The 25,236-nt window shown below is 68.6% G+C and carries 18 protein-coding genes and 5 pseudogenes; 5 read left to right on the forward strand and 18 right to left on the reverse strand.

The features are described 5' to 3' along the window. Positions 1-100 precede the first annotated feature (100 nt). From ACIHEJ_RS33130 to ACIHEJ_RS33140, 3 genes and pseudogenes are all read right to left on the reverse strand, one after another. Positions 101-3,808, reverse strand: a complete 3,708-nt coding sequence (locus ACIHEJ_RS33130; RefSeq protein ID WP_400141077.1) for a family 78 glycoside hydrolase catalytic domain — start codon at positions 3,806-3,808, stop codon at positions 101-103. A 376-nt stretch (positions 3,809-4,184) separates the two neighbouring features. Further along, a pseudogene (locus tag ACIHEJ_RS33135) lies at positions 4,185-4,736 on the reverse strand (GNAT family N-acetyltransferase). Between the two features lie 4 nt (positions 4,737-4,740). Beyond that, positions 4,741-5,193, reverse strand: a pseudogene (locus ACIHEJ_RS33140) (IS5 family transposase); the annotation flags it as partial. On the opposite strand from ACIHEJ_RS33140, the pseudogene ACIHEJ_RS33145 reads away from it, so the two are divergent. Next, positions 5,187-5,492, forward strand: a pseudogene (locus tag ACIHEJ_RS33145) (IS701 family transposase); the annotation flags it as partial. The pseudogenes ACIHEJ_RS33140 and ACIHEJ_RS33145 sit on opposite strands and share 7 nt — an antisense overlap. A 94-nt stretch (positions 5,493-5,586) precedes the next feature. Here ACIHEJ_RS33145 and ACIHEJ_RS33150 read toward each other — a convergent pair. The 10 genes from ACIHEJ_RS33150 to ACIHEJ_RS33195 form a co-directional block, all read right to left on the reverse strand. Beyond that, entirely contained in the window at positions 5,587-6,945 is a 1,359-nt protein-coding gene (locus ACIHEJ_RS33150) for a glutamate-cysteine ligase family protein (RefSeq protein ID WP_400141079.1), read from the reverse strand. Positions 6,946-7,056: 111 nt separating this feature from the next. Further along, entirely contained in the window at positions 7,057-7,716 is a 660-nt protein-coding gene (locus tag ACIHEJ_RS33155; RefSeq protein WP_400141081.1) for an RraA family protein, read from the reverse strand. Continuing rightward, a complete protein-coding gene (locus ACIHEJ_RS33160) occupies positions 7,713-9,053 on the reverse strand; it encodes a hypothetical protein (RefSeq protein WP_400141083.1) in 1,341 nt (446 codons plus the stop codon). The genes ACIHEJ_RS33155 and ACIHEJ_RS33160 overlap by 4 nt, the downstream gene beginning before the upstream one ends. After that, positions 9,046-9,960, reverse strand: coding sequence for an aminotransferase class IV (locus ACIHEJ_RS33165; protein ID WP_400141085.1), 915 nt, complete (start codon positions 9,958-9,960; stop codon positions 9,046-9,048). The genes ACIHEJ_RS33160 and ACIHEJ_RS33165 overlap by 8 nt, the downstream gene beginning before the upstream one ends. After that, the gene (locus ACIHEJ_RS33170; RefSeq protein ID WP_400141087.1) at positions 9,957-10,721 is read right to left on the reverse strand and encodes a TenA family transcriptional regulator; all 765 of its coding nucleotides are present in this window, start codon (positions 10,719-10,721) and stop codon (positions 9,957-9,959) included. The genes ACIHEJ_RS33165 and ACIHEJ_RS33170 overlap by 4 nt, the downstream gene beginning before the upstream one ends. Position 10,722: 1 nt before the next feature. Next, the gene (locus ACIHEJ_RS33175; protein WP_400141089.1) at positions 10,723-11,751 is read right to left on the reverse strand and encodes a hypothetical protein; all 1,029 of its coding nucleotides are present in this window, start codon (positions 11,749-11,751) and stop codon (positions 10,723-10,725) included. Continuing rightward, complete coding sequence (gene dapE, locus ACIHEJ_RS33180) at positions 11,748-12,962, reverse strand: succinyl-diaminopimelate desuccinylase (RefSeq protein WP_400141247.1); 1,215 nt, start codon at positions 12,960-12,962, stop codon at positions 11,748-11,750. Before dapE ends, ACIHEJ_RS33175 begins: the two co-directional genes overlap by 4 nt. 942 nt (positions 12,963-13,904) lie before the next feature. Next, positions 13,905-14,639, reverse strand: coding sequence for an SDR family oxidoreductase (locus tag ACIHEJ_RS33185; RefSeq protein ID WP_400141091.1), 735 nt, complete (start codon positions 14,637-14,639; stop codon positions 13,905-13,907). A gap of 277 nt (positions 14,640-14,916) precedes the next feature. Next, entirely contained in the window at positions 14,917-15,231 is a 315-nt protein-coding gene (locus tag ACIHEJ_RS33190) for an AzlD domain-containing protein (RefSeq protein ID WP_400141093.1), read from the reverse strand. Beyond that, positions 15,228-15,962 carry an AzlC family ABC transporter permease gene (locus ACIHEJ_RS33195; protein WP_400141095.1) on the reverse strand — a complete coding sequence of 245 codons (735 nt, stop codon included), beginning with the start codon at positions 15,960-15,962 and terminating at the stop codon, positions 15,228-15,230. Before ACIHEJ_RS33195 ends, ACIHEJ_RS33190 begins: the two co-directional genes overlap by 4 nt. 69 nt (positions 15,963-16,031) lie before the next feature. Between ACIHEJ_RS33195 and ACIHEJ_RS33200 the strand changes: the two genes are divergently transcribed. Continuing rightward, positions 16,032-16,637, forward strand: coding sequence for a CGNR zinc finger domain-containing protein (locus tag ACIHEJ_RS33200; protein ID WP_400141097.1), 606 nt, complete (start codon positions 16,032-16,034; stop codon positions 16,635-16,637). Between the two features lie 242 nt (positions 16,638-16,879). Here ACIHEJ_RS33200 and ACIHEJ_RS33205 read toward each other — a convergent pair. Further along, positions 16,880-17,246 (reverse strand): annotated as a pseudogene (locus ACIHEJ_RS33205) (transposase); the annotation flags it as partial. Between the two features lie 59 nt (positions 17,247-17,305). Between ACIHEJ_RS33205 and ACIHEJ_RS33210 the strand changes: the two are divergent. Both ACIHEJ_RS33210 and ACIHEJ_RS33215 read left to right on the forward strand, forming a co-directional pair. Beyond that, positions 17,306-17,443 (forward strand): annotated as a pseudogene (locus tag ACIHEJ_RS33210) (transposase); the annotation flags it as partial. 402 nt (positions 17,444-17,845) lie between these two features. Beyond that, positions 17,846-18,217 (forward strand): hypothetical protein, encoded by a 372-nt coding sequence (locus tag ACIHEJ_RS33215; RefSeq protein WP_400141257.1) that lies wholly within the window; start codon positions 17,846-17,848, stop codon positions 18,215-18,217. Between the two features lie 390 nt (positions 18,218-18,607). Here ACIHEJ_RS33215 and ACIHEJ_RS33220 read toward each other — a convergent pair whose 3' ends face one another. Next, the gene (locus ACIHEJ_RS33220; protein WP_400141099.1) at positions 18,608-19,093 is read right to left on the reverse strand and encodes an ATP-binding protein; all 486 of its coding nucleotides are present in this window, start codon (positions 19,091-19,093) and stop codon (positions 18,608-18,610) included. Positions 19,094-19,271: 178 nt separating this feature from the next. Here ACIHEJ_RS33220 and ACIHEJ_RS33225 point away from each other — a divergent pair, with 178 nt between their 5' ends. Then, positions 19,272-19,589: an STAS domain-containing protein gene (locus tag ACIHEJ_RS33225; protein WP_400141101.1), complete on the forward strand. Its 318-nt coding sequence runs from the start codon at positions 19,272-19,274 to the stop codon at positions 19,587-19,589. Between the two features lie 117 nt (positions 19,590-19,706). On the opposite strand, the gene ACIHEJ_RS33230 is transcribed toward ACIHEJ_RS33225, so the two are convergent. The 3 genes from ACIHEJ_RS33230 to ACIHEJ_RS33240 form a co-directional block, all read right to left on the reverse strand. Further along, positions 19,707-21,176 carry a protein kinase gene (locus ACIHEJ_RS33230; RefSeq protein ID WP_400141103.1) on the reverse strand — a complete coding sequence of 490 codons (1,470 nt, stop codon included), beginning with the start codon at positions 21,174-21,176 and terminating at the stop codon, positions 19,707-19,709. A gap of 311 nt (positions 21,177-21,487) precedes the next feature. Next, a complete protein-coding gene (locus ACIHEJ_RS33235; protein ID WP_400141249.1) occupies positions 21,488-23,236 on the reverse strand; it encodes a SpoIIE family protein phosphatase in 1,749 nt (582 codons plus the stop codon). A 485-nt stretch (positions 23,237-23,721) separates the two neighbouring features. Then, entirely contained in the window at positions 23,722-25,200 is a 1,479-nt protein-coding gene (locus ACIHEJ_RS33240) for an aminotransferase class I/II-fold pyridoxal phosphate-dependent enzyme (protein ID WP_400141105.1), read from the reverse strand. Positions 25,201-25,236 lie beyond the last annotated feature (36 nt).

The raw sequence follows: 25,236 nt of genomic DNA on the forward strand, positions 1-25,236 counted from the left end.
GGCTCAGGCGGAGCCGGCGGCTGGAGCGCCCGGTCGGGCGCCCCGGACCGCTGACCGGGAACGGCGGCCTCCTGCCGGCGGAGCCGCGGTCCCGAGTGATTCAGGTGGCGGCGGTGAAGGTGTACCTGCCGGCCGGGAGGTGGTACGCGGCGGCGGTACCGGCAGGGACGGCCTGCGGGGGAGCCTCGACCGAACCGGGCCGGGAAGTGGGCACGACCACGGTCGCGGTCACGTTCGCGGGAACGGTGACGTCGAGCGTCACCTGGCCTCCCGAGACGGACCAGCTGCTCTCGGCCGTTCCGAAGGGCGTCCGGTAGGTGCCCGCGGCCGAGGTCAGCCCGTCGCCGGGCTGGGGGGCGATGAGGAGGGCCTGGTAGCCCGGGGCGGCCGGGCCCATCCCTGCCACGCGTCGGTAGAGGAAGTCGCCGACCGAGCCGAGGCCATAGTGGTTGAAGGAGTTCATGCCCGGGTCCTGGAAGGAGCCGTCGGCGCGGATGCCGTCCCAGCGCTCCCAGATGGTGGTGGCGCCGTGGTTGATCATGTAGCCCCAGCCGGGGTGGTCGGGCTGGAGCAGGATCTTGTAGGCGAGGCCCGCGTGGCCGTTGTCCGCCAGGACGGTCAGGAGGTTCTCCACGCCGAGGAATCCGACCGTCAGATGTCCGTTGCACGCCGTGACCTTGGTGGCGAGTTTGTCCGCGGCCCGCTGGACGAGGGCCTCGGGCACCAGGCCGAAGGCGAGCGCGAGCACGTACCCGGTCTGGGTGTTGGAGCCGATGGAGCCGTCCGCTCCCACGTAGCGGCCGGCGAAGGCGGCTGCCACCCGATCGGCCAACTGCCCGTAGGAGGTGGCCTGTGCCGCCCGGCCGGTGGCATCCGCCATCCGCGCGACCAGGCGTGCGGCCCAGGCGAAGTACGCGGTGCAGATGAGGTCATGAGGTGTCTCGTCGTCGACGTTGAGCCAGTCGCCGTACGTCTGCTGGTTGCGGATGAGGTTGCTGCCGGCCGTGTTGCGCAGGTAGTCGACCCAGCGCGTGAACGCGGGGAAGTGCCGGTCGACGATGCGTACGTCCCCGAAGCGCTGCCACAGGGTGTACGGGATGATCACGCCTGCGTCGCCCCAGCCGGCCGTGCCGGAGCCGTTGATCACGGCCGGTGCGACGTCGGTGAAGGCTCCGTTGGACTGTTGGTCGTCGACCAGGTCGTCTACGAACTTCGCCAGGAACCGGTGCACGTCCAGGTTGAAGGTGGAGGTGGCGCAGAAGGCGGCGATGTCGCCCGTCCAGCCGAGGCGCTCGTCCCGCTGTGGGCAGTCCGTGGGGATGGAGAGCATGTTGCTGCGCTGGCCCCATGTGATGTTGCGCTGGAGCTGGTTGAGCAGTGTGTTCGAGGTGGTGAACGTGCCGAGCTGTTCCGCGGTGGTCCAGGCGGCCCGGCCGGTGAGCGTGTTCTTCGTCGGGGTGACGCCGGTGGGGAGTCCGGTGAGTTCGACGTAGCGATAGCCGTGGACGGTGAACCGAGGCTCGTAGGTCTCGGCGGAGCCCGTGCCGGCGAGGACGAAGCGGTCGGTTGCCTGGGCCTTGCGCAGGTTGGTGGTGTAGAGCGTGCCGTCGGCGTTGAGGACCTCGCCGTGTCGCATCGTGATCGTGGTGCCTGCCGGGCCGGTCACCGACAGCCGGTTCCAGCCGGTGAAGTTCTGACCCAGGTCCAGGATCCACACGCCCGGCTGCGGCTGCGTGATGGCTACGGGTGACAGTTCCGCCTGCACGGTGACGCCGGCGTCGACCTGAGACACCAGGGCGGGCAGGGAGACCTGTGCGACGGTGACGGCCGCCCAGGAGGTGTCGTCGAAGTCGACGTCGTCCCAGTGGGGGACGTCCAGACGCGCGTCGTAGGTCTCGCCGTTGTAGAGGTCGTCGGCTCGGATCGCTCCGGTGGTGGTCTTCCAGCTGCTGTCCGTCGCGATCGTCTGGGTGGAGCCGTCGGTGAAGGTGAGCAGCAACTGGGCCGAGTACCAGGGCTGGGAGCCGTAGAGCCGGCTGCCCGCGAAGCCGACGCCGCCGCTGTACCAGCCGTTGCCCAGGCATGCCGCGAGGGCGTTGGCGCCCTGCTGGATCCGGGAAGTGACGTCGAAGACCCTGTACTGCAGGCGCTTCTTGTAATCGGTCCAGCCCGGGGCCAGCACCTCGGAGCCGACCTTGGCGCCGTTGAGGCGGGTTTCGTGCAGACCCAGCGCGGTCGTCAGGAGCCGGGCGGAGGCGACGGGCTTGGAGACGGTGAACCGCTTGCGCAACAGCGGGGCGGGCGTGGTCACCCGCACCTGGACGCCCCAGGGGCCGCCCCCGGCCGCCGCGACGGACATCGCGGCCGTCCAGGTGCTGTCGTCGAAGCCGGGGGTGTTCCAGCCCGTCGGCCCGGACCGGGAGGCCTTCCAGGAGGCGTCGCTGTCGACGACCTGACCGGCAGGCAGGATGAGCTTGGCGAGCAGACCGGCGGGGGAGACGCTGGTGTTGGTGCAGGACACCGCGATGGTGTTGGTGCCGGCCGTCAGGTGCGAGGTGAGGTCGACGAGGGCGGCGATCTGCCAGGAGTCAGCGACCCTCGGCGAGGAGCTGACCAGTACACCGTTGACCCAGACGTCGGCCGTGTCGTCTCCCGTGACGATCAGCAGCGCGCTGGACGGGGTGTCGGCGAGCTCGAGGGTGCGACGGAAGTAGCGGGTGCCGGCCGGTGCCGAGGACGCGGGACTGCCTTCCGGGTACCAGATCCAGTTCGCTCCCGCGAAGTTCGGTGCGACGGCCTGCCCGATGAGGGCTCCGTGCCATTCCTCGGCCGGGTCGAGCAACCCGGTCTCGAACCACTGCGGAACGCTCCAGGCGCTCTGCCGGGCGTGGGTGTCCCACACGCGTACCCGCCAGTGGTACCGGGTGAGGCTGTGCAGCGAGGGGCCGTTGTAGGCGACGTCGATCTGTCGCGCCGAAGAGACACGGCCGCTGTCCCAGATGTCCGCTGTGGCGTCGCTGGTCGAGGAGACCTGCACCTGGTACGCCGCCTGGTGCTGCTGCGGCGCCGTGGAGTGCAGGGTCCAGCCGAACCGCGGCTGTGGCGCGTCCACCCCGAGCGGAGTGTTCTGGTGCTCGACGGTCAGGCCTGTCACGCTCAGCGGAGACGCGGCCGAGAGGTCGGGGGCGGCGACGTCGGAGTGCCACGGGGAGATGCCGTAGGCGCCCAGATCCATGGCGGCTGACCATCCGGAGTCGTCGAAGCCGGGGGTCTCCCACCCTGCGGGGGCGCTCTGTGCGGACCGCCAAGTGCCGTCCGTGATCAGGTCGGTCGTGCCGCCGTCCGTCGTGATACGAGCGTGCCCGATGAGCCCGGCGGGGCCGCCGTTGTTCCTGGAGGCGACGGCGAGCGAATTGTTTCCCGTGGTGAGCGCGGAACGCAGGTCCACGTAGAGGGCGTTCCGCCACGAGTCCGTGGTGCGGGCGGAGGCAGCCAGGTGCTGCCCGTTCAGCCATATGTCCACGGTGTCGTCCGCGGTGATGACCAGTTGGGCGTCACTGGCGTCACCGGCCGGGACGCTGAACGTCTTGCGGAAGTAGCGGTGGGCGGCGGGAGCGGTGACGCGAGGGTTCCCCTCGGCGTGCCAGATCCAGCGGGCGCTGGTCAGGCCGACGGGCGCGGTGACGGCAGCGCGCGGGGCCGCCGCTGCGGCAATGTGGGGCGACAGCACGCCGGCTGCAAGGGCGCCGACCGCGACGCCCGAGCCGGTGCTCAGGAAGTACCGCCTGCTGAGCCGACTTCGGTCCACATCCGGTCGAGCCGAACCTCTGGGAGGCGTCGCGTCACTGTTCAAGGCCGTGCTCCTTCTCTCTGACCGCTGGAGTGCGGAGGGGTGGGGGGTGAGCCGGTGCCGTGTCGCTGATCTCTCGATGTCGATCGGGAGTGTTGAAACGTTTCATTCCCAAGGGTGCGACCGCAATGTAGAGGCGCGCGTGAGAGTCGTCAACGGTCGGGGCGCAGGGTGACCGTCAAAGCCGGGAGTTCGGGCGACTGATGCCCTGAGGGGATCGGTGAGGACGATCTCTGCCTCGTCGAGGAGACGCTCCGACGTCTCGTACCCGTGCCGTCCGCGGTACTCGAGCTCAGCCGTGGTCACCGGTCCCGGATCGATGTCGCCGACATCTTCATCCGGTCCGCTCGCTGAGGGCGTTCCACCCCTGGGAAAGGATCACCAATTCGTCTCGCCAGGTACCTTCACGCAGCTGGACCTGCCGCCGCACGCCTTCGGCAGTGAAGCCCACCTTCTCGTACACCCGGCGGGCTCTGTGATTGTCGGTGTAGACGTCCAACTGACTTCTGCGCAGTCCAATGTGTTCGAAGCCGTGCCCGACGATGAGGCGAGTGGCCTCCGTACCCAGACCTCTTCCTCGGCCGGAAGGGCCGATCGGGGTCCGAAAAGTGCAGTTGCGGTTACTTTAGTCGACATCGTATGGAACGACCTCTCCAACAACTTCCCCAGTAGCCCTGTCTGTTACTGCGAGGTCAAGGCGGTCGTTCTGGTCACCGTGCGATCCGTACCAGGCGCGCAACCGCTCCGAAGTGAGTTCGCCAGAAGGCTCGAAGGTGTAGCGGATCACCTCGGGATCCTTGATGATCTCGGCGATGGCGTCCGCGTCGTCCCCCGTGAAGGGGCGCAACAGGACCCTTTCACCGGTGAGAACAGGCTTGTAACTGATCTCATCAGAATGACTTGCGGAGCCGTCGAAGGCACATGATGCTGCAGGCGAGTCCGAGTAGTCCCTGGTGGAGGTCGGCTCGTTGCTCGTGGCGGACACGGAGTCGTTCGAACTGATGGAGCCAGGCGAAGGTCCGCTCGACGACCCAGCGGGTGCCGCCAAGGCCGGAGCCGTGGGCAACGCCGCGCCGGGTGATCAGGGGTCTGATGCCGCGTTTCCCCAGCAGATGGCGGTACTTGTCGTAGTAGTAGCCCCGGTCGGTGAAGAGCCGTTTGGGTCGGTTGCGGGGACGTCCGCGCACCCCTCGGATGCGGGGTATCGCGTCCAGCAGGGGGATCAACTGTGTGATGGCGTGCCGGTTCCCGCCGGTCAGGGAGACGGCCAGGGGCGTGCCGTGGCGGTCGACGATCACATGGTGCTTGGAGCCGTGGCGACCGCGGTCGACAGGCTGCAGACCTCGCCCGGGCGGCAGGGACGCGCTGGGCGATCGAGGAATGCTTCCAGGCCGCGAAGAACGAATGCGGACTGGACGAGTACGAAGTCCGCCGCTACACAGGCTGGTATCGGCACATCACCCTGTCCATGCTTGCCCACGCCTTGCTCGCCGGCATGGCTGCAGACGAGGCCGCAAAGGGGGCTGCAGAAACGACCCCATCAGCAGGATCATCCCACTCACCGTGGCAGAAATCCGACGGCTCCTGGAGATTCTCCGGGCCCGCCCCCGGCCCCGAATCCATCCACGAGATCACGCACTGAACTGGTCCCACTGGCGCAGACATCACCAGGCCACAGCCCGCAGATGCCACTACCGAAGAAGAACCAGCTCAGAACACGAACCCTCACTGGAGTATTAGCTCCCCGGCACTCGCATGGCCGCCACGAACAGATCCGGACGCGTGTGGAACTCGTCGTTCCAACGGATGATCTGCTGCTCGGCCAGTGTCCTGCCGGTCTTGACGATCTCCTCCAGAGGTTCGATGAACCGCGCGCTCCCCGGTTTATCGAGGCCGGCCGCAACTCTGGCTTCGATCCCATCCCTGGCCAGTCGGACGAGTTCGGCTGCGAGATCGATAATGCGATCCGGCCCGTAACGCGCGCGGAGACCGGACGTAGCGGCCTCACGCATTGCCCTCTGGTAGTCCTGCGTTGTCCGGCCTGCAAGCAGGCGTAGAGCAGCCTCCCGGCTCGGTCCCCAATAGGTCAGCCCGGTCCAGAAGGCTGGAACCGCCGGAATTTCGGAAAGTGTTGGGCCGTCCATGGCACGCAGCTCCAGGGTTTCCCGTACTCGAACGTCCGTCCAGATCTGAGACAGCAGGGACTTCCAGTCCTCGTCCGTCGGGAAGGTTCCGTCACCGAAGCCCTCTCGAAGAAGAGCGGAAAACGGCAGCGGTGGGGCGGCGACGTACTCCTCCTGCCGCAAGCGGTACACCATCGAGATGCTCGAAGCCCATTCGATGAAGCGGCGAAAGCTCAGTTCTCCGGACAGTGCTATATCGGGCACGCCGCAGCGGTGCTGCGGAAGTTCGAACCAGTACTCCAGCCGTCGGGAGAGCGCGCCGGAAATCTCTCCTTCTTCGAGAGGTGAGTTCACGAACAGCGCCGCCGCCACGGGCGCGACCAGCACCTGCATCCGGAACTTGGACCGCCAGTCTTCCTCTGAGAGGTAATCCAGCGTTACCTGCGTCGAGAGGGTACGAGTGGTGACCGGTGGGGTGTGTGACGTGGCACCGCCGTACTCGGTGAAGTACCGCCGCATGATCCAGGACCGGCTCTTCGGGATCCATGTCACCTCCTCCAGGGTGTCGAAGGGCAGGTTCCCGTTAGGCAGCAGTGCGATATCCATTCCTTCAGCGACCCGGGAGATGGCTGTCAGTTCGCTGCGCAACGAGGTCACGAGGTCGGTCAGGTTCGCCATCGGCGGCGACGAGTACTCGATCGCTCCGCTGTGCTCCAAAGTGATCTTCGTGCCGTCCACCCGTCGTAGTCCGGTGAGGAATGTCCCGTCCATGACCAGAACTCCGCCCCCGTGCTCCCGCACGGCCTCCAGCAGGGCGCGGGCACCACGGGGACCCTCGTACGGGCGGGCGCGACCGGTTTCGGGATCCACCACCCCCAGTTCGACCTCGATGCCGATCTTCTCGGCCGGGCCGTGACGTGCTTGGAAGACCTGCTCCATGATCTCGGGGCCCAGCCGGGATGCGCTGTCCACTCTCACCACCCTTGTCGGATGCCACGCTACTTCTCGGTACCGTCCCGACTGGCGCGACGACGCATGTCCGAACGACACGGGCGTAGTGCTGCCGGCGTCGCAGCGAAGCCGTCACCCTCCTCGCGGCGGGCGAGCCAGGGCGTGGTAGCCGAAACGCGCCCGGGCATCGGACAAGCGCTCGCCGTCCAGGGTTGCAGCCACGATCTGGCGTTCGACATTGCGTACCTTGGCCACCAAGTCCACGACGGCAGGCACGGCTTCCTGGGGGACCACAATGGCCCCGGAACCGTCAGCACACACCGCGTCGCCGGGTACCACCCGCACACGGCACACCTCGACCGCGCCACCGACTTCCGCCAGGCGCACCCGGTTCTTGCCCGAGCGCATGTATCCGCCGCGGGCCCACAGGGAGTAGCCGAGTTCTCGGGAACGGTCCACGTCGCGGCAGACTCCGTCGATGACGGTGCCAGCAACGCCCTTGGCCCTGGACACGGTGCTGAGTACGTCGCCCCACACCGTCCTGTCCATCAGGCCACCGTTGGCGATCACGACGACGGAGCCGGGCGGCACGTCATCGATGAAATCGCCGGCGGGCCCGCTCTCGGAGGGCTCCACAGGCCGGTAGCGAACGGTGAACGCGGGACCCGCCACGAAGCCGGATCCCGAAACACGGGCGAGTCCCGGCAGACAGCCGTCGATCCCGAGTAGGTCGAGGGCGTCGCTGATCGACGCTGTGTCTGCGTCGATCAGTGGATGAGGGAGCAGAATCATGACGGTGGCTCCTGCACGACGCGGACCGCGAGCTTGCGGCCTCCTTGGAAGACATTGACACGGGCCCCGGTACCGGCCTTGGCACCGAATCCAGCGAATCGACCACCCCAGACAAAGGAGTCAAGGCTCACCGACATGGGCTGGAAGGTCCCGTCCGCCGTCAGCACCGGGCAGGCGAGCGGGGGCACGTACTCTTGCACGAGATGGTTCTCCTTGAGCCCACGGGCCACGGCCGCAGCCCAGGCACGCGCGTCGACCGTGCGCCCCACCGTCACCCCTTCGCCCCTGATGTCGTACGGGGCCTTGAGGACCAGTTCCTGGGCCGGTCGTTCGGCGACGGCGCCGTTGCCCTCGGAGTGGGCGCACCCCCCGCCGAGGCGACGCGACCACGGGAGCACCGATGCCACCAGACGACGCTGCTCGTCGTTGAAGTACCCGGCCAAGCCGGGTTCCTGCACCATCGCCAGGGATAACTTGCTCTCCGTGACATAACGAGAGCCCATGGGGTTCACGTGGACGAACCCGTCGTGGCGTAAGGCCCGGCACCACGTATCGACGAGGTCCTCGTCAGTCTCCACCAAGGCGCTCCAAGGGCCGGTGTTCACCTTGTTCCAGCACAGGTCTGCGGGGCGCCTGGCGAACCGTACGCCGGTACTGCCGACTTGCACACTGCGGGGATCCGCGAGGAATGCATCGGCACCGAGGGTGTTCAACTGGGAGACCAGCTCGACGGATTCGACGCTCGCCGCCCCTTCCGGCTGCAACACCGCAATCCGGACCCCCTCAGCGGGGAGGCCCTGGCTCACGCCGTGGCCGATCAGAAACCGTGCGAAGGCGGTGTCATCGTCAAAGGAGAACGCCGCAGTATCCGGCCTGTGGTACCCCGAGCGCCGCTGCACCTTGTCGACCAGCGCGTTGATACGAGGCGTGAAGAGTGCACCGGCCGGCGCGTCCGTGTTGTTCTCCAGGAAGCGCACCCCCTGCGTCGTGGCGTCGAGATAGCCGTCGATGCGGGCGACCACGACCCGATCCCGTTCAGCACGTGTGGCGTCCACCAGACGCTCCGCAGTGGATGCGAGTCCGAAGAAGGCACGAACACCTGCGTCTTCGCGGTAGAGCGCCAACACATTGTCGAGCAGCTCTGTGTACTCCTCCACACGTCGGCAGTGTTCGTTGGCTGCTTCCAGCCGTAGGTACATGGCGCTGGCAGGAAGGGGGAACGTTCGGTTCTGCACCGGCGGCGACGATGCGAGCAGCGCCTCGAGTTCCCGATTCACCCGCCCCGGATCCGCGGCCAGGATGTCCGCTGATGCCTCGGTAGCCGCCCTGTCAATCACGGTGCCACCGCCCAAGGGCCGTGGGCGTCGACCGATTTCGGGCTTCGGCGAAGTACTGCCTCACCAACCTCTGGAATACGCGGGTGCGGCCCGCATCGGGGAAGGACGCGGCGTCTATGCTTCCAATGGCGGCGAACTCGAGGCCGGTGCCGCAGAGAAACGCCTCGTCCGCTCGGTACAGATCCGATGGAGCGAGACGCCCGACGCGCACGGGGATGCCGAGCCGCATGCACGCGGCGATCACCCAGGCGCGAGTGATGCCGGGCAGTGGCCCGTCGGCCAGCTGCGGTGTGGTCAGCGTTCCGCTGTGCACAGCGAACAGAGTGGCAGTGGGTGCCTCACTGACGAAGCCGTCAGACGTGCTGAGCAGGCAGCTGTCGAACCCGGCCGCTTGTGCGTCCAACAGTGCCAGCCTCGCGCCTGCGTACTGGCAGATGCTCTTGACGTCTGTCGGGAACGCCTCTGCCACTGCGCGCTGACGCGTGCTGACGGTCAGCCGCATCGCCCTGCCTTGCGCCAGCCACTTCTTGCGGCCCATGGGGCGCACCGTCACGCTGAGCAGTGGCTCCACCGGGGAGGCAAGCAATCCCACGTTGCCCGCGTTGATCACGATCCTGCAGTAGCAGTCGTCGCTGAGGCTGTTGATCTCCACGAGCTTGGCGATGATGACGGGCAGTCCGGACAGATCAGGCACCGGCACGTGCATGAGTGTCAGCGAGTGTGCGAGGCGTTCCAGATGTTCCTCGAGCAGCCAGGGCCGCACTGTGCCTGCGTCCGTCCGATACAGACGCACCCCCTCGAACACGGACAGGGCATACCGCAGCGCCAGGCTGTCCACCCGAACCGTGGCGTCGGCGGCGGGGACGAATTTCTCGTCGTGGAAAACGACGTCGTCCGGAAGGCTCACGGCGCGACCCCATAGCGGAACACCGGCTCGGCTGCGTTGTACCCAGTGCGCAGGATCATGTCGAAATGCTTGTGCCTGAGGTCCAGTGCTCGGATCAGTGCGGCGCGAGCGGCATCGCGCCACTCCGGAGTGTCGCAGTAACGCCTCAGCAGCTCACGTGCAGCTTCAGCATGTTCGTCTTCCAACTCGCTGACACTCTCCGCGTCGACGTCGCAGGAGGCATGGTGGACGAAGAACTCAAGGCCCTCCGGTGGAAGGCGATAGGTGTCTCGCATCACCGTGAGCATGCTCGATCCAGTCGCGCTGACGATCGGGGGCTGGCCCTCCATCAGCAGGAGTACCGAAGCGACGCCCTCGGTGAAGTGTGCAGAGGAGTTGCAGACCGCGACATTGTGTTCCATTACCGCGCGAGTCTCGGGAGCCGGCTCTGCCTGATCAAGGTCGGCCCTGCCCACGCCGACCACGCCGGCGAAGTCCGCAAAGGTCTCCAGGTGGCGCTTTGACCGGGTAAGGGCGCCGGTCTCTTCCTCGTACACGTTCTCCACGAGCAGGGCCCGTAGCCGGTAGTCCGCGATCCGTGAGGCGATTCCCAGGATGTTTCGCGTCCAAAGACTCTTGATCGGCCAGCGATGCAGAACAAAGCCTTTGAGGAGCCTCTCGGTCGCCTTGCCCGCCAGTATGGTCTGATACAGCTCGCTGGTCATCTTCCGGCGATCGCGGATGAGTCGGTCGAGGCCGTCGACGAAGTCGGTCGCGTCCACGTCAGTCTCCAAAGGGAAAATGGGCACGTTGAAGAGCCCAGATCGTGTCGGCACGCCTTTTCGTGGAACCGGACAGGCTCCTGGCCCACGAGGCGGCTTCGGACAATCCCTGCAAGCCGAGGGCCTGCTCGTAGTCCAAGTCGCCGAGGGCCGCGATCTGAGCAGCCGTGGCTTGGTCACGTTTGATGCCGAGTTCCTTGTCGACCGTCGTGCCGACCGGCTCGAGGGCCGCGACCTGCAGGTCGCGGCGACCAAGTCCTTGGAGGTAAGCGAGGAGTCTCTCAAGCTCCAGGTTGCCACCACCCTTGCCTATGCCTCGGCAGGAGGCGTCGACGTGCGTGGCGCCCGCAGCGAGGCCGGCCAGCGCATTGGCGAAAGCGAGACCGAGGTTGTCGTGGGTGTGGATGCCGATGGGCACAGGGAGTTCGGCGCACAGACTGCGCACGATCCGGCCAACGGATGTCGGAAGCAGGCTGCCGTTGGAGTCCGCGACGCAGAGCGCGTCCGCTCCCATGCTCACCGCCTCCGAACCGGCCCGCAGCAACGAGGCGAGCGTCTCGCTACTGGTTCGGATCAAGTTGACGACGGTGTGCAGTCCGGCATCAGTGGCGCGGGCCACGACGTCACGCAGTGCCGTCACCGTGTTGACACTCGTCGGCAGCCGCACGGTACGCACACCGGCTGCGCCGACCGCCGCGAGGTCAGGGGCACGGTCCGTGGTCCGAGCCATGACGACCACATGGACGTCGTCCGTCCGCTCGGCGAGTTCTCGGATTGCCTCTGTGGCGATCCCTGACCTGCGGACCTCCACGGGTCCTGCGCCGTCGACGTAGCCGACTTCGATCCGTTTGACTCCGGCTGCGGCGACGGCGGACACCACCTCGCGGCGCTGGGCCGGCGTCCAACTGTGGCCGTTGAGGTAGCCGCCGTCACGCAAGGTAACGTCAGTGATCACCACATCCTGCGGCAGCGCGGGCGGTGCCGACTGTTGCGCGCCGCCACCGGTGTGCGCAGCTCCTGTCACCGTCATGCACCCCCGCCGTGTGCCAGCACTCGGGCGAGCACACGGCAGACACGAGCCGCTTCGTCCATATCCACACGTTCATATGCCGTGTGCGCCAGGGCCGGGTCACCGGGACCGAAGTTGGCTGCGGGAATGCCCATGTGGGCCAGACGCCCCACATCGGTCCAGCCGAGCTTCGGCCGGATGCGTCCTTCCACGCCGCGAACCAGGGCACCGAGCAGCGGATGCCCAAGGGAAGGAGGCGCCGCCGGGGAGTCCAAGGTGACCTCGATGTCATCGGCCTCCGGCCCCACCAACCGCCTGATTTCATCCAGCACAGCATTGTGCGATCGGGAGTGGGCATAACGAACGTTGACATGGAACGCACAGCGGTCCGGCAGCACGTTGCTGTCTCCCCCGCCCTGGACACCGACCACTTCGAAAGCCTGCGGGTACTCGAGCCCGTCTAAAACCACCTGCTCAGACCGATGGGCCGAGCACCTGGCCAGAGCCGGCGCCATCCGGTCGATGGCGTTGGCCCCTGTCCAGGGACGGGCAGTGTGCGCGCTCCTGCCGCGGTATCCGATCCGCACCCGCATATTGCCCTGGCACCCCGGTTCCAGCCAGCCGCCCGTCGGTTCCAGAAGCACGGCGGCGTCGGCCGCCAGCATGTCCCGCGCTTGCTGCGCCAGACGGTTCATGCCGCTGGTGTGGCTGCCCATCTCCTCTCGGTCATAGAAGACGAAGGTGCTGTCCAGGACGGCATCGGCCGCCACGGTCAGGGCCAGCCACACCATGACGGCCACTCCGGCCTTCATATCGACCGCACCCCGCCCCTCCACGAAACGGCCCTCCCGTACAGGAGGTTGCGGAGGCTCTGTCGGCGGCACGGTGTCTAGGTGTCCCGCCAGCAGCAGACGCTGCGGGCGGAGCATTGACGTCCGGGCGACAAGACAGTTCCCGGTCCTGGTGACGCTCAGGTGGGATGCCTGGCGGAGCAATTTCTCGACGGCATCGCAGATCCGCTGCTCACTGCCGCTCACCGACGCCATAGCGACTAGCCGATGTGTGAGCACGCCGAGTTCCTCAAGTAAGGCGACCTTCAATGAATTTGACAGCGCGTCAGTGGAGGGAATAGTCACGATTGGGCTTGACCTCTCTGCTGTCTCGTGCCAGACGCATCCGACGCGCGCCTGCCTCACGCATGCGTAGGGGACCGTGCATCCGCGCCATAACACGCCTTCGCAGGGAACGCTCTCAGATGGCCGAACATCGGATCCGAGCTTAACTCCCAGAGATGGATGGTCGCTGGCCGTTAAACGCCATGAATTGGTATCACTTGGAATGTGGTTGTTCAGCAAGACACATTCGGTTCACCATGACATTCCCTCAGCGCCGAACCCGTCAAAGAAATAAGCGAAATCCCGAGGAGGCGCTTGGCGCGTACTTGATGTCGAAAAACGCCTAACCTGACATTGGGTCAGCTTTCCGAAGTCGCTCAAGAATCTGATTCAGGGCCGACTCGATGCAGAGTAAGAAGGCACTGCACTGTCCGTCAAGACGCCAGATCCGGCCATCAGAAAACCAAAATGAGCCGTGCCGCCAAAACGATCAAGTAGCTCCGCTTCCCTATACCATGAACCGCTGACTCTTCCTTAACTCGATCCGCCCTCAAAACCCCGCGCGATCACGGTTACGTCGTAACCGAGACAGTCGCCCCACACACCTCAACCCCACATCATCAAACGCAAGACGTTCAACTTCGGCGTCAAACGCGACGAGCACTGACACGGCACTCGGCTGGCCCGCCTTTCAAGCCAAACCCCGGCCATCGCCCCTTACCGGCACACCGCCCCGATCAACCACCCCAAGGTGGCGAGCTCGTCAAGGAGTCGGCCGCCTACGAGGGCAAGCCAGGTGGCATTGCCAGGGCCCGCAATCTGGCCCGAACTTCCTGGTGCGCCTGCGGTCCGTTTCACGGTCTGCCGCTGTCCGAGCGCGCGATGGACATGGTGCAGCTGCTAGGTCGTGTCTCATAAATGATCAAGTACGTGCTTCCAGGAGCTGGTAGGACCGGGGCGCATGTGGCGCCGAGGCACCGCGCCGAGTTGGGCGTCCTGGCGAAGGAAGGCCGGCGGCGGGGGAGAGTCCGCCGTGGCGTCCTGAGTTTGAACCGGGGACTACAACAGCTGCTCGAAGTGAAAGGAGCGGATGAAGCAGTCTCGCGGTTGGCCGATCGCGAAGAGGACGCAGTCGAGGACGGACTGGGCGGTCAGCGGGTCGTCTGCGGTCCGGGAGGTATCGTCCCAGTTGGAGTGGAGCGGGTCGCCGTCCGTGAAATCCGGCGGGTAGAGCGAGATGACTCGGATGCCCTCGGGGCGGAGACGATGAGAGAGGACGTCAGCGAAGCCGGCCTGGGCGGCCTTGGCTGCGTAGAAGGCAGGGTGCGCCTGAGACCGGTGGTTGCGGGCTTCCGCAGCTGAGGAGACCAGGTTGACCACATCCGCACCCTCAGAAGCACGCAGCAGGGGAAGGAAGTGCTTGACCGTCAGCAGTGTGCCTGTGGCTCCGGAAGCGATGGTGTCGGTGATCGCTTCGTCGTCGGCGTCCCACAGGTCTGGGCCTTCCAGGTATCGGGCGCCATTGTTGACCAGTACATCCACCTTGGCGGTGTAAGTGGCGACCCCATCCGCGAAGCCTCGTATGGTGTGCGGGTCAGCCAGATCACAGGCGAACGCATCCACTTGCGCACCGCCTTTGTCGGCTGCCACCTCCACTGCAACCTTTTGAGCGGCAGCCAGCGTGCGAGCGGATACGAACACGCGCGCACCCATCCGGCCGGCGTGCAACGCAAACGCCCTCCCGAACCCACGCCCGGCCCCGGTAACCACCACCGTCTTCCCAGCGAGATCCATACGCGCGCCTCCTTCGACCTCTTATGTTGATCACGGTGAGCGTAACTGCGGCTACGAACACACCGTCTCCCCCTCGGCTGACACGCAGGCGAGGAGACCCGCCGAGCACTCCGGACGGCGCGCTGATTCCCCCCACCCGCCGCCGTGGCTGGCTCACTGCCTGACCGCCGTCCGGCGCGGCACGTGGAACAAGACCGCGACCCATGCACCGCCAGGCGGATACGACGTACCGCGGTCGCCGCCATGTTGTGGTTGCTGTCTGCTGTGCTGGGTCCGCTCAGTGCGCCCAGCGCAGCAGCGCCGTCACCACCGCCGCGCCCACCATCACCACCGGGAGCGGGGCCTTGCACAGCCGCAAGGCGATGCCGGCGGCGACGCCGCCGGCCACCGTGAGGTCGAGCGCGGACCAGCCGGGCCCCGCCAGGTCGACCATGACGAAGCCGGCGAGCAGCGCCGGAGCCATGAGCGCCATCACCGACCTGGCGCGGGGCGGCAGCTCGGTGTCGCCGAAGACGGCGGGGCCGACGGCCTTGAGGGCGAAGCCGAGCAGGGCGACCGAGGCGATCGCGGCCCACATGTGTGCCGTGTTCACCGGGCCGCCTCCTCCGCCCGGCCGGTCCGGCCCGCACGCGCGAGCGCGACCAGCGCCGCCGCCCCCGCACCCGCGACCAGGGCGGGCCCTGCCGAGACGACAGCGATGCCCGCGCCCGCGACTCCAGCGCCGATGCCAGCGGACAGCCACCCCTCCCGTCCCCGCCTCAGCTCGTCCAGGAGCAGGACGGCGAACAGTGCCGGGGTGAGGGCGTCGAGGCCGAGGGTGTAAAGGAGTCCGGGATCAGGGGCGACGGCCACACCGATGGCCGTGCCCGCCACCCAGACCGGCCACTGGACCACCGTTGCGCCGAGGAGCAGCGACCTGTCGAAGCGGCCACCGCCCAGATGGGCCGCCGCCCACGAACCGTCGACCACTGCCTGGCCCTCGAGTGCCCGGCGCAGCCGTCCGCCCCGCAGGTCCCCGGCGATGGCTATGCCCATCGGGACGTAGCGGCTGTTGACCAGTGCGGCGGCGATCACGGTGGCGAGCGCGTCGCCGCCCGCGCCCAGGGTCGCCACCATCGCGAACTGCGCGGAGCCGGAGAAGACGACAAGGGAGCAGATGACGGGGGCGACCGGACCCCACCCCTGAGCCTGAGTGAGCGCACCGAAGCTGATGGCCAGCAGGAACGGGGCGGCTGCGAGACCGGATCCCGTGCTGAGCCCGGACCGGAAGCTCCTGGTGCTGTCGTGGGGGGTGCTGGGTTCGCACCGCGTTGGGCTGTCCATCCCGGCACCCTAACAGGCTATTCCGCTTTTGCTCGTTAGGTTCAATGCGGGGCCCGTTAAGGTGGAGGCGTGAGCGACGAGCGGAAACCCATGGCCAAGACGACCGGCATGACCGGCACCACCGGCACGACCGGGAACATCGAGCCGTCGCACATCGCGGGCCACCCTGTCCTGGACTTCGTGAACACCGTGGCCTGGCGCACCGACGACAGCCGTCGAGTCGAGCGCTTGCCGAACGCCGCGGCCTGGACACGCTGGGCCGCCGCAGCCGGGCTCGGCGCGACCCCGCTCCCCGACGAGACGTCCCTGCACGGCCTGCGCGAGGCGCTCACGGCGGCCCTGGACGCCCTTGTCGACGGCACCGTGCCCCCAGCCCACGCCTGGGACGCCCTGCGCCAGACCGCACTCGCAGCCCGCGAGGACGCCACGCTGCCCCGCAGCTTCCCGCTGCGCCCGGTCCCGGCGACCATCGCCGGCAAACTCGCGCTACTGGCGGAGGAGTTGCTGGGCGACGCCAGTGCGCTGCCCCGTGTACGCCGCTGTGCGGGGCCGGGCTGCGGCTGGTTCTTCCTGGACCGCAGCCGCAACGGCGCCCGCCGCTGGTGCAGTTCGGGCGACTGCGGCAACCGGGACCGAGCCCGGCGCCATTACGCGCGCACCCGACAGGGCACCTGAGCGCACGTGGCGAAGTGCCTGTCAGGGGCGCAGTCCGAACGAACCCGGAGCACTGAACCTGTCCGGAGCCACCGCCACAAGCCGAGCGAGCCATGCCCGCGTCGCTCAACGTCACTCGAGCGGGGTGACTCCGAAACTCGTTGCCGATCAAGAACCAACCGCAGCCAGCCACGCGGGTCCCCGGCCATCGCTGACTCCCGTTCTGGCCCCCTACTAGCTCTCAATAACCCGTCGAAAACAGGTCAGCCCGTGGTGTTCCGCAACCACAGCACCAGCGATGCGATCAGCACGCCCGCACGGTAGCGAGCGGCAAGCTTGTCGAACCGGGTGGCGACCGCCCGAAACTGTTTCAGCCGCGCGAAGCACCGTTCGACCACGTTCCGGCCGCGATACGCCTGTGCGTCGAACGCGGGAGGTCGGCCGCCCTGCCCGCCCCGGCGAACCCGATTGGCGATCTTCCCGCCGTTCGGGGATCGCCGTCCTGATCTTCCGTTGGCGCAGCAGTTGACGGATCTTCCGCGAGGAGTACGCCCGGTCAGCCACGACCTGGCCGGGCCTGGTGCGGGGTCGTCCGCTTCCGGCCCGCGGGACCCGGATCGCGTCCAGCACTGCGGGCCGAACAACTCGGCCACGCAGGCGTTGTGTTGATCCTCGACGACACCGGCTTCGTGAAGAAGGGCACCACCTCCGCCGGAGTACAGCGCCAGTACTCCGGCACCGCCGGACGGACCGAGAACTGCCAGATCGGCGTCTTCGCCGCCTACGCCACCCCCCGGGGCCACGCCCTGGTGGACCGCGAGCTCCACCTGCCCAAGTCCTGGACAGACGATCGGAAACGCTGCCAAGCCGCCCGCATCCCGACGAGCGCACCTTCGCCACCAAGGGCGACCTCGCCCGCGACATCATCCGCCGCGCCCTGTCCTCCCCGCTCCCCATCGCCTGGGTCACCGCGGATTCCGTCTACGGACAGACTCCCACTTCCGACGCTTCCTGGAAGATGCCCAACTCTCCTACGTCGTCGCCGTGCCCAAGTCCCAGCCCGTCCACGGCCCGCGCATCGACCACGTCCTCACCCAGGCCCCGCCCGAGGCATGGCAGCGCCTGTCGGCGGGGCCGGGAGCCAAGGGCGAACGGTTCTACGACTGGGCCGCCGCCCGTCTGCCCGCAGTGGCCGAGTTCGACGGCGGCGAGCCGACCGGCAGCGGTGGATGCTGGCTCGCCGCAGCATCAGCAAGCCCGACGAGATCGCCTACTACCTCGCCTGCGCCCCGCTGGAGGCCACCGTCGCCGATCTGGTCCGTGTTGCCGGCTGCCGCTGGAAGATCGAGGAGTGCTTCCAGAGCGCGAAGAACGAGTGCGGCTTGGACCAGTACGAGGTCCGCCGGTACGTGGGCTGGTACCGGCACATCACACTCGCCATGCTCGCCCACGTCTTCCTCGCGGTGATGGCCGTGCAGGAACGCGAAAAAGGGGTGACCAGGCCGACACACCCGACCTCGTGGCCCTCACACCAGCCGAAATCCGTCGTCTGCTGGCAACTGAACCCCGCCGCCCTCCTGCACGCCGCGACCACGCGGTGAACTGGTCGCGATGGCGACGCCGCCACCAAGCACGTGCCCGACACTGTCATTACATGCGGCGCGGGCACACGTTGGTGGGACAGCCCGTCCAAGATCGTCCCACGCATGCCAAACCCTCGCTACACTCCCCACCGCCAGGCCGTTGACCAGGAGAAATACAGGAGTCCGGCTGGAGTGCTAAGCGAAGTTGACGAGCGTGCTGTTCATCACGGGAGACTCGCGTAAGAGAGCTCCTGGTTCCATGCCGGCCAGGGATACGACTACGACCATCTGCGTCAATCGCTCCGCAGCCGCCGTATTACGCCTCTGCCGCAAGGGCGTCGGCTCCTCGGCCTGGCTCGGCCGACACCGCCGGGCCGTCGAACGGAGGGTGAGTCGGCGGGAGCGCCGTTACAGAGGTCCGCTGCCCGTGACCGCCTCACCCGGGTCGCCCATGAGGGCGATGCGGGCACTGATGCGTTTGCCTACCGGTTCCCGCTGCACCTCGAAACGCTGCGCGACGGCCATGACGATCTCCAAGCCGTGCTGGCCCACCCGTCCGACATCCGCCGCCCGGGCAATCGGCAGCTCCGGTTCGGAGTCCCACACCACCACCTCGACGAGAGTGCCGACGATCCGCAGATCCATCAAGACCGGGCCGGGCGCGTACTTGCGGGCATTGGTCACCAGCTCGCTGACCACCAACTGTGTGAGATCCATGGCCCGTTGCGAGACGGGCAGCCCATGCTCGGCCTGAACACGGCCGAGGAACTCGGCAGCCAGATGACGGGCCTGAGCGATGCACGTGCCGTCGCCGTCCAGGGCCACGGTGGCCTGCATGCGCTGCGCCTGGTCGTCCGGCGTCGCGCCGTCCTCTCCCACGGGCACTGTTTCCATAGCGGCTACCTTCACTTCCCCCGTTCACATTCTGCGCGTACCCGCTGAGCCTTCGGGTGACGCCTGGAGCCCATTCCGGGCGAGGTCCGGGTGTGCCAGTATCTCCGGCATGGCCGAAGGACGAAGGACGGATGCCGAATCAGCTGATCATGCGCCCCTCCAGGGCAGGTTGTCGGTCGTGGCCACCGCCACGGACGGCATCCGCGTGCTGACCGTGGCCGGGGAGGTCGACCACGACACCGGCGGGCAGTTGCGGCAGGCGCTGGAGGCCCCGGGCACAGCCCGTCCCCGCGTCGTCGTCGACCTGCGGCAGGTCACCTTCATGGACTCCAGCGGCATCAACATCCTGCTCATCGCTCACCGCGACGTCACCGGGGCAGGGGGCTGGCTACGGCTGGCGGCGCCGACCGAGACCGTGCTGCGGACCCTGCAGCTCGTCGGCGTCGATGAGGTCATCCCCTGCCGCCCCACCCTCAGTGATGCGCTCAAGCCCTGAAACGCCCTTGTCGCGCGGTGCTTCGATACGCACACATCCGGCGACCGCCGATGACCGTGGTCGCCCGCTCCGCCGTGCACGTCATGGGCACGCGTCGGTCACCAGGCCACGCGGGGCTCAGTCGTCGTCCTTCCGGGGCGGTCGAGGCGGGGGCTTGCCGGCCTTGGCCGGCGGCTTCGGGTCGCCGTGGGGTGTGCCCCGGGTGTGGCCGTCGGTGTCCTGAGGGTGATGCGGAGCCGGCTTGCGGGGGTCGGCGCGGTGATGTCGGGCCGGTGCCTGATGCGTCGGAGTCGTCCGGTCGGACGAGCCCATGTTCATGGCGACGGGCTCGGTACGGGATCCGGGCGGCGCGGCTGCCGGACCGGAGGTCTCGGGCGAACCGGAATCGGGCTGGGCGCGCGGGGATCCGGTCGGCGGGGCGGCGCTGCGCCTGCTTTCGGGAGTCGCCGTGTCGGCGGGCGCGGGCGCGAGCGCGGTGGTCGAGGGCGTGGCGGCGCCGTTGTCGCTGTCGCCGCTGGTGCCCACGGCGACGGTGAGGGTCGTCCCGAGAGCCACGGAGACTGCGGCCAGCGCGGTCCCCATCGCCCGCCGGCGACTGCGCCGGGTGCCGCCCGGACGGCCGGGCAGGGTGACGGCCAGCTCTTCCGTCCGTACGGGTTCCTCGGTGTCGGGGTGAGCGGCACGGGCCGCCGGAAGGCGGGCCGGGAGAGGGGCCGAGAGCGGCGGGCGGTTCGGGTCGCTCCCGGCGCTGAGGTCGGAGAGTGCCTTGGCGCACTGCTCGGCGCTCGGGCGCGCCTCGGGCTCCCGGGCGGTCATGGCCCGCAGGAGGGCCGCCAGGTCCGAGTGGACCCAGGCGGGGACCGCGGGCGGACGGTGGAGGCGGGCGACCGCGGCTTCCAACGGGGTGCCCTGGTACTCCAGTTCCCCTTTCAGGCACTCCAAGAGGACCAGACCCAGCGCGTAGATGTCCGTGGCCGATCCGACGTGCCGTCCCTCGACCTGTTCGGGGGCCAGATAGGCGGCGGTGCCCGTCAGCACGTCGGGTGACGTATGACGCGTGGCGTCGGCCAGGCGCGCGATGCCGAAATCGGCCAGGTGAGGGACGCCGGCCGTGTCGAGCAGGACGTTCGACGGCTTGACGTCGCGGTGCACGATGCCGGCCCGGTGGACGTGTCCGAGGGCCCGCGCGAGAGCGGTTCCCAGATCGGCCACGCGCCGCTGGGACAGCGCTCCACGCGTCAGGAGGCCGCGCAGCGTGGGGCCGTTGACCAGCTGCATCACCAGGTAGGCGCGGCCGTCGTGGCGGCCGGCGTCGTAGACGGTGACCAGTCCGGGGTGCTGCAGACGGGCGAGGAGGACGGCCTCCGCGGTCAGACGGTCCTCGGTCCGCGGGTCGGCGCCCGGCCGGAAGACCTTGACGGCCACGGGCCGCCGCAGTCGCGTGTCGACGCCTTCGTGGACGTCGGCCATGCCTCCCGACCCGATCTTGGCGCCCAACCGGTAGCGGCCGGACAGGACATGAGGGGACTGCGGATCCGCTGGAACCGGCGCGGGATCCGGCAGGGCTGCTGGTCGGCGGGCCTTCATCTGGGTCTCCGTTGCTGTCACCGCGTACCGGACTCGGCCATCGGCCGTGCTGCGCGGCGGGTACCCCAGGCCGTCTCGGATATCCGGCCGGAGTCGGTGCCTCGATGACAGCCGGGCCTGCCGGCCGCCCGGCGCAGTCCCGCTGCGGTGAACTCTACTGCTCCTCGGCCCGACCGGCGGAGTCGCCCCGGGCTCGCTCGACAGCAGGCCCCGGCGTGCCCTGAGCGTGCGCGAAGCGGTCACTTGCCACGGGCGCGGGCACGGAGGTGGCCGCCTGGCCGACGCCCCGTCGGAAGTCAGATGACGAGCAGTCAGGAAGCGGAAGAGGAAGCGCCGTTGCCGCCTCGTGCGGGTGTGCGCAGGGCGAGGAGGGCGACGTCGTCGAGGCCGGGCGGCCGGACGCGGTGCAGGAGTTCGTCGGTGAAGGACGGCAGCGGGCGGTGGGCGAGGGCGGCGGCGTGCTGGCGCAGTCGGTGCAAGCCGTCGTCGAGTGTGCGGCCGGGTGCCTCGACGAGGCCGTCGGTGTACAGCAGCAGGGTGCAGCCCGGTGGCAGCACGACGGTGGCATCGGCGCGGGATGTGCGGACTCCGGTGCCGAGCAGGAGGCCGTGACCGTCGGTGAGATAGTGGGCCAGGCCGTCCCGGGTGACGAGGAGGGGCGGTGGGTGGCCGGCGTTGGTCCAGGACAGCAGCCAGTGGCCGTCACTGGTTTCCGTCACCCGGGCGAGGACGAGGGTGGCCATGGCGACATCGGTGATGGGCATGATCGCCTCGTCGAGGCGTTCGACGATCCGGCTCGGCGGCCCCTGCTGGGACCAGGCGTAGGCCCGGAGCATGTTGCGCAGCTGTGCCATGCCGGCGGCGGCCTCCAGGTCGTGGCCGACGACGTCTCCGACGGCCAGCGCTGTGGCACCGTCGGAGAGGCTGAAGGCGTCGTACCAGTCACCGCCGACCTGTGAGGCGTCGGGGGCGGGCAGGTAGCGGACGGTCATCTGCAGGCGGGGCACGCGTGGCATCTGCGGCAGCAGGTGGTTCTGCATGGTCTCGGCGACCTTGCGCTGGCGCTGGTACAGGCGGGCGTTGTCCAGGGCCAGGCCGGCCCGGCGGGCGATGTCCTCGAGCAGGGGAAGGTCGGCGACTGTGAAGTCGCCGGGCTTCTCGGCGCGGCCCAGGGTGAGGGCTCCCAGAACGTCGCGAGTGCTGCGGATGGGGGCGATGGCCGCGGAGTGGATGCCGGTGGCCTCGAAGAGGCGGCGCTGTTCGACCGCGATGCCGGAGTCCGGTGCGCGTCGGTAGGTGTCGGGCCCGGCCAGGGTCGAGGCGACGCCCCGCAGGGCCTGGGACAGGGGCATCGGGGACTCCTCCGGTACCGGCGGCATGGGCCCTTCGAGCTCCTCGTGGTGCACCAAGGTGTCGCCGTCGGCGTGGACCACGGCGGTGCGCCATACCTCGTCGCGCTCGGTGATCAGGTCGACGACGGCCCAGTCCGCCAGACGTGGCAGGACCAGGGACACGAGCCGGCGCAGCGCCTCGTCGACGTCGAGGGTGGACGTCAGCTGGGTGGTGGTCTCGGCGAGCAGCGCGAGTCGCTCGAAATCGGTCAGCGATTCGGTGGTCGGCCCCCGGCGCGGTCCCGTGCTGTCGGGCGCCTGGTCCTCGGCGTGGAAGATGACGAGTGTGCCGGCGCGTCGGCCGCCGATGTCATAGGGCGTGATCGTCCACAGGACGGGCAGCAGGGTCCCGTCACCGCGCTCGAAGTACTCGTCACCGCCTTGTGCCGGGCTCCCGGCGTGGAACGCCTTCCGCATGCCGCACTGCGTCGTGGACAGCGGCTGGCCCTGAGGCCCTCGGTGCAGCAGGTCGTGGGCGTCCTGCCCCATGAGCTCGCCGGCCCGGCGGCCCAGCAGGTGTTCGGCGTGGCTGTTGACCGCCACGACGCGGCCCTGTTCGTCCACGACGTAGGCTCCCGCCCCGATGGCCTCCAGGGCCGTACCGGGCTCAGTGGACGGCAGCGCCGGGGACCGCTCCCGCTCGGTCCCCGTGGACTCCGGCCCCACCATGGTCACCTCCCAGAGCGTCGGGTTGTCGCCCTCAGCGTCGCTCAAGCGTACGTACGGGGATGTCTCGCCCGCTTCTCTTCCCGGGTTCCCCGTTGCCGTGCTGTCCGGCACGGCTGACCCAGCGCACCGGCTCCTGCCCGGCCGGTAGCCGCGGTCCGGGTCGCCCTGCGGTGCGCCGACCGCCACGGCCGTCCGAGCTTGCGGGACCCGGGGGCAGGTCGGTGCAGTGACGGACTGCACGGTCGCCGTGGAACGAGTCAACGCGGCGGCACGGTCGTCGTCGCCGTGCCGCCGCGTTGCTCACCCATGCCCCACCCCCGTGTGCCCGGCCTCAGTCGATGCACGCGCCTTGCAGCTGGTCGCCCGCAGCCCTCGGCACCGCCGTCGCCGTCGCCGTCGTACGTCCCACGTCGCTCCAGGTCGTGAGGCGAAGAGCACCGGGGACCACGACGATGCCCCCGCGGCTCGACGGTGACCGTTCTTCGTCAGCTCGCCGGCGACGTGGCCACCCTGACCGTGTCCAGCTGCGCGGCGGTGGCGTCCGGCAGGTTCATGCCCGCTTCCCGGCCGGTGGTGAGATAGCGCAGCACCGGTTCGGTGAGACGTTCGCCGGGCGCGACGGCGGGAATGCCGGGCGGGTAGGGAGTGATCATTTCGGCTGCGATGCGGCCCGCCGCCTCGGTGATCGGTACGTGCTCCGCAGGCCCGAAGAAGGCGTCCCGCGGCAGCCGAACCTGCTCCATGCGCAGGTCGGCCGGCGCCGGCACGTCCACCCGGGGGCCGGGCGGAAGTCCGGCAGCGGCCTGGACCAGGGCCTTCAAGGCAGCCACCAGTTCCCCGGTCGTGTCCGGATCGTCGCCGTGCGTGATCTGGGCGCTGATGCGGCGGTGATCCACCAGGTGGGCATCGATCGCGTGGTGTTCGCGCAACCAGTCGGCGGCCCGGTACCCGGTGATCTCGAGGGCGGAAACGTCGATGACCACCGGTAGGGGGTCGAAATCGTCCGCGCGTCCCGGGCCGCAGAAGTCGTCACGGTCGTTCACATGGAGGCCGTCGATGTCCTCGACGGCCGACCGGACGCCGGCCGCCAGTTCCAGCGCTCCGCCCACGAGTTCCCGGCCGTGCAGGGCCATCTGGCGACGCCAGCCGTCCAGGCCGGCGTAGATGAGGACGGACGGGCTGGTGGTGCTCAGCAGATCGGAACGCATCTTCAGCAGCTCCGGCGGGACGAGATCACCCTGTAGATGGAAAACGGACCCCTGCTCCAGGCCGCTGCCCATCTTGTGGATGCTGGTGACGCAGATGTCGGCGCCCGCGTCCATCGCCCACGACGGCAGGTCCGGGTGGAAGGGGAGGTGGGCGCCCCACGCCTCGTCGACGATCAAGGGCAGACCGCGCCGGTGACAGACCTCGGCGACCGACCGCAGGTCAGCGCAGGCGCCGTACGGGGTGGGGCTGGTGATCAGCGCGCCCTTGGCGTCGGGGTGGGCCTGGAAAGCCGCCTCGAAGTCGCCGGCCGCCGGCGGATGGGCGATCGACAGCTCGGCGTCCCAGCGCGGCTCCACCCAGACGGGCTCGATCCCGGACAGCACCAGCCCGGACACGACCGACTTGTGCGCGTCCCGGCCGATCAACAGCTTCTCGTGCGGTCCGGCGACCGCCAGCATCGCCGCCTTGACCGACAGCGAACTGCCGCACGTCGTGAAAAAGGTGTGCTCGGCACGGACCGCGTCCGCCATCAACTGCTCGGCCCGCTCCAGCACCCGCCCACGAGTGAGCCGGTCGTCCAAGCCGCCCGAGGCCAGCAGATCGCCGAGGAAGACCGCGTCACCGAGGACCTCCCGCACCGCGGGATCAGCACCGCGTGCCTGCTTGTGACCGGGCGGGGTGAACGACAGTTGGCCCGTACGGCGGTACTCGATCAGCGCTTCGAGAACGGGTGCTCGGGTGTGGTCGACAGCCATGCCGGCACGGATTCCCCCGACCGCCGGCTTCAATCG

This window comes from Streptomyces sp. NPDC052301 (assembly GCF_044593395.1).
Lineage (GTDB): Bacteria > Actinomycetota > Actinomycetes > Streptomycetales > Streptomycetaceae > Streptomyces.

What these genes read in the sequence shown, in the direction of transcription:
- ACIHEJ_RS33155 (WP_400141081.1), bottom strand. Translation starts at nt 7,716, where the DNA reads ATGATTCTGCTCCCTCATCCACTGATCGACGCAGACACAGCGTCGATC.
- ACIHEJ_RS33175 (WP_400141089.1), bottom strand. Translation starts at nt 11,751, where the DNA reads ATGACGGTGACAGGAGCTGCGCACACCGGTGGCGGCGCGCAACAGTCG.
- ACIHEJ_RS33185 (WP_400141091.1), bottom strand. Translation starts at nt 14,639, where the DNA reads ATGGATCTCGCTGGGAAGACGGTGGTGGTTACCGGGGCCGGGCGTGGG.
- ACIHEJ_RS33195 (WP_400141095.1), bottom strand. Translation starts at nt 15,962, where the DNA reads ATGGACAGCCCAACGCGGTGCGAACCCAGCACCCCCCACGACAGCACC.
- ACIHEJ_RS33215 (WP_400141257.1), top strand. Translation starts at nt 17,846, where the DNA reads ATGCTGGCTCGCCGCAGCATCAGCAAGCCCGACGAGATCGCCTACTAC.
- ACIHEJ_RS33220 (WP_400141099.1), bottom strand. Translation starts at nt 19,093, where the DNA reads ATGGAAACAGTGCCCGTGGGAGAGGACGGCGCGACGCCGGACGACCAG.
- ACIHEJ_RS33230 (WP_400141103.1), bottom strand. Translation starts at nt 21,176, where the DNA reads ATGAAGGCCCGCCGACCAGCAGCCCTGCCGGATCCCGCGCCGGTTCCA.
- ACIHEJ_RS33235 (WP_400141249.1), bottom strand. Translation starts at nt 23,236, where the DNA reads ATGGTGGGGCCGGAGTCCACGGGGACCGAGCGGGAGCGGTCCCCGGCG.
- ACIHEJ_RS33240 (WP_400141105.1), bottom strand. Translation starts at nt 25,200, where the DNA reads ATGGCTGTCGACCACACCCGAGCACCCGTTCTCGAAGCGCTGATCGAG.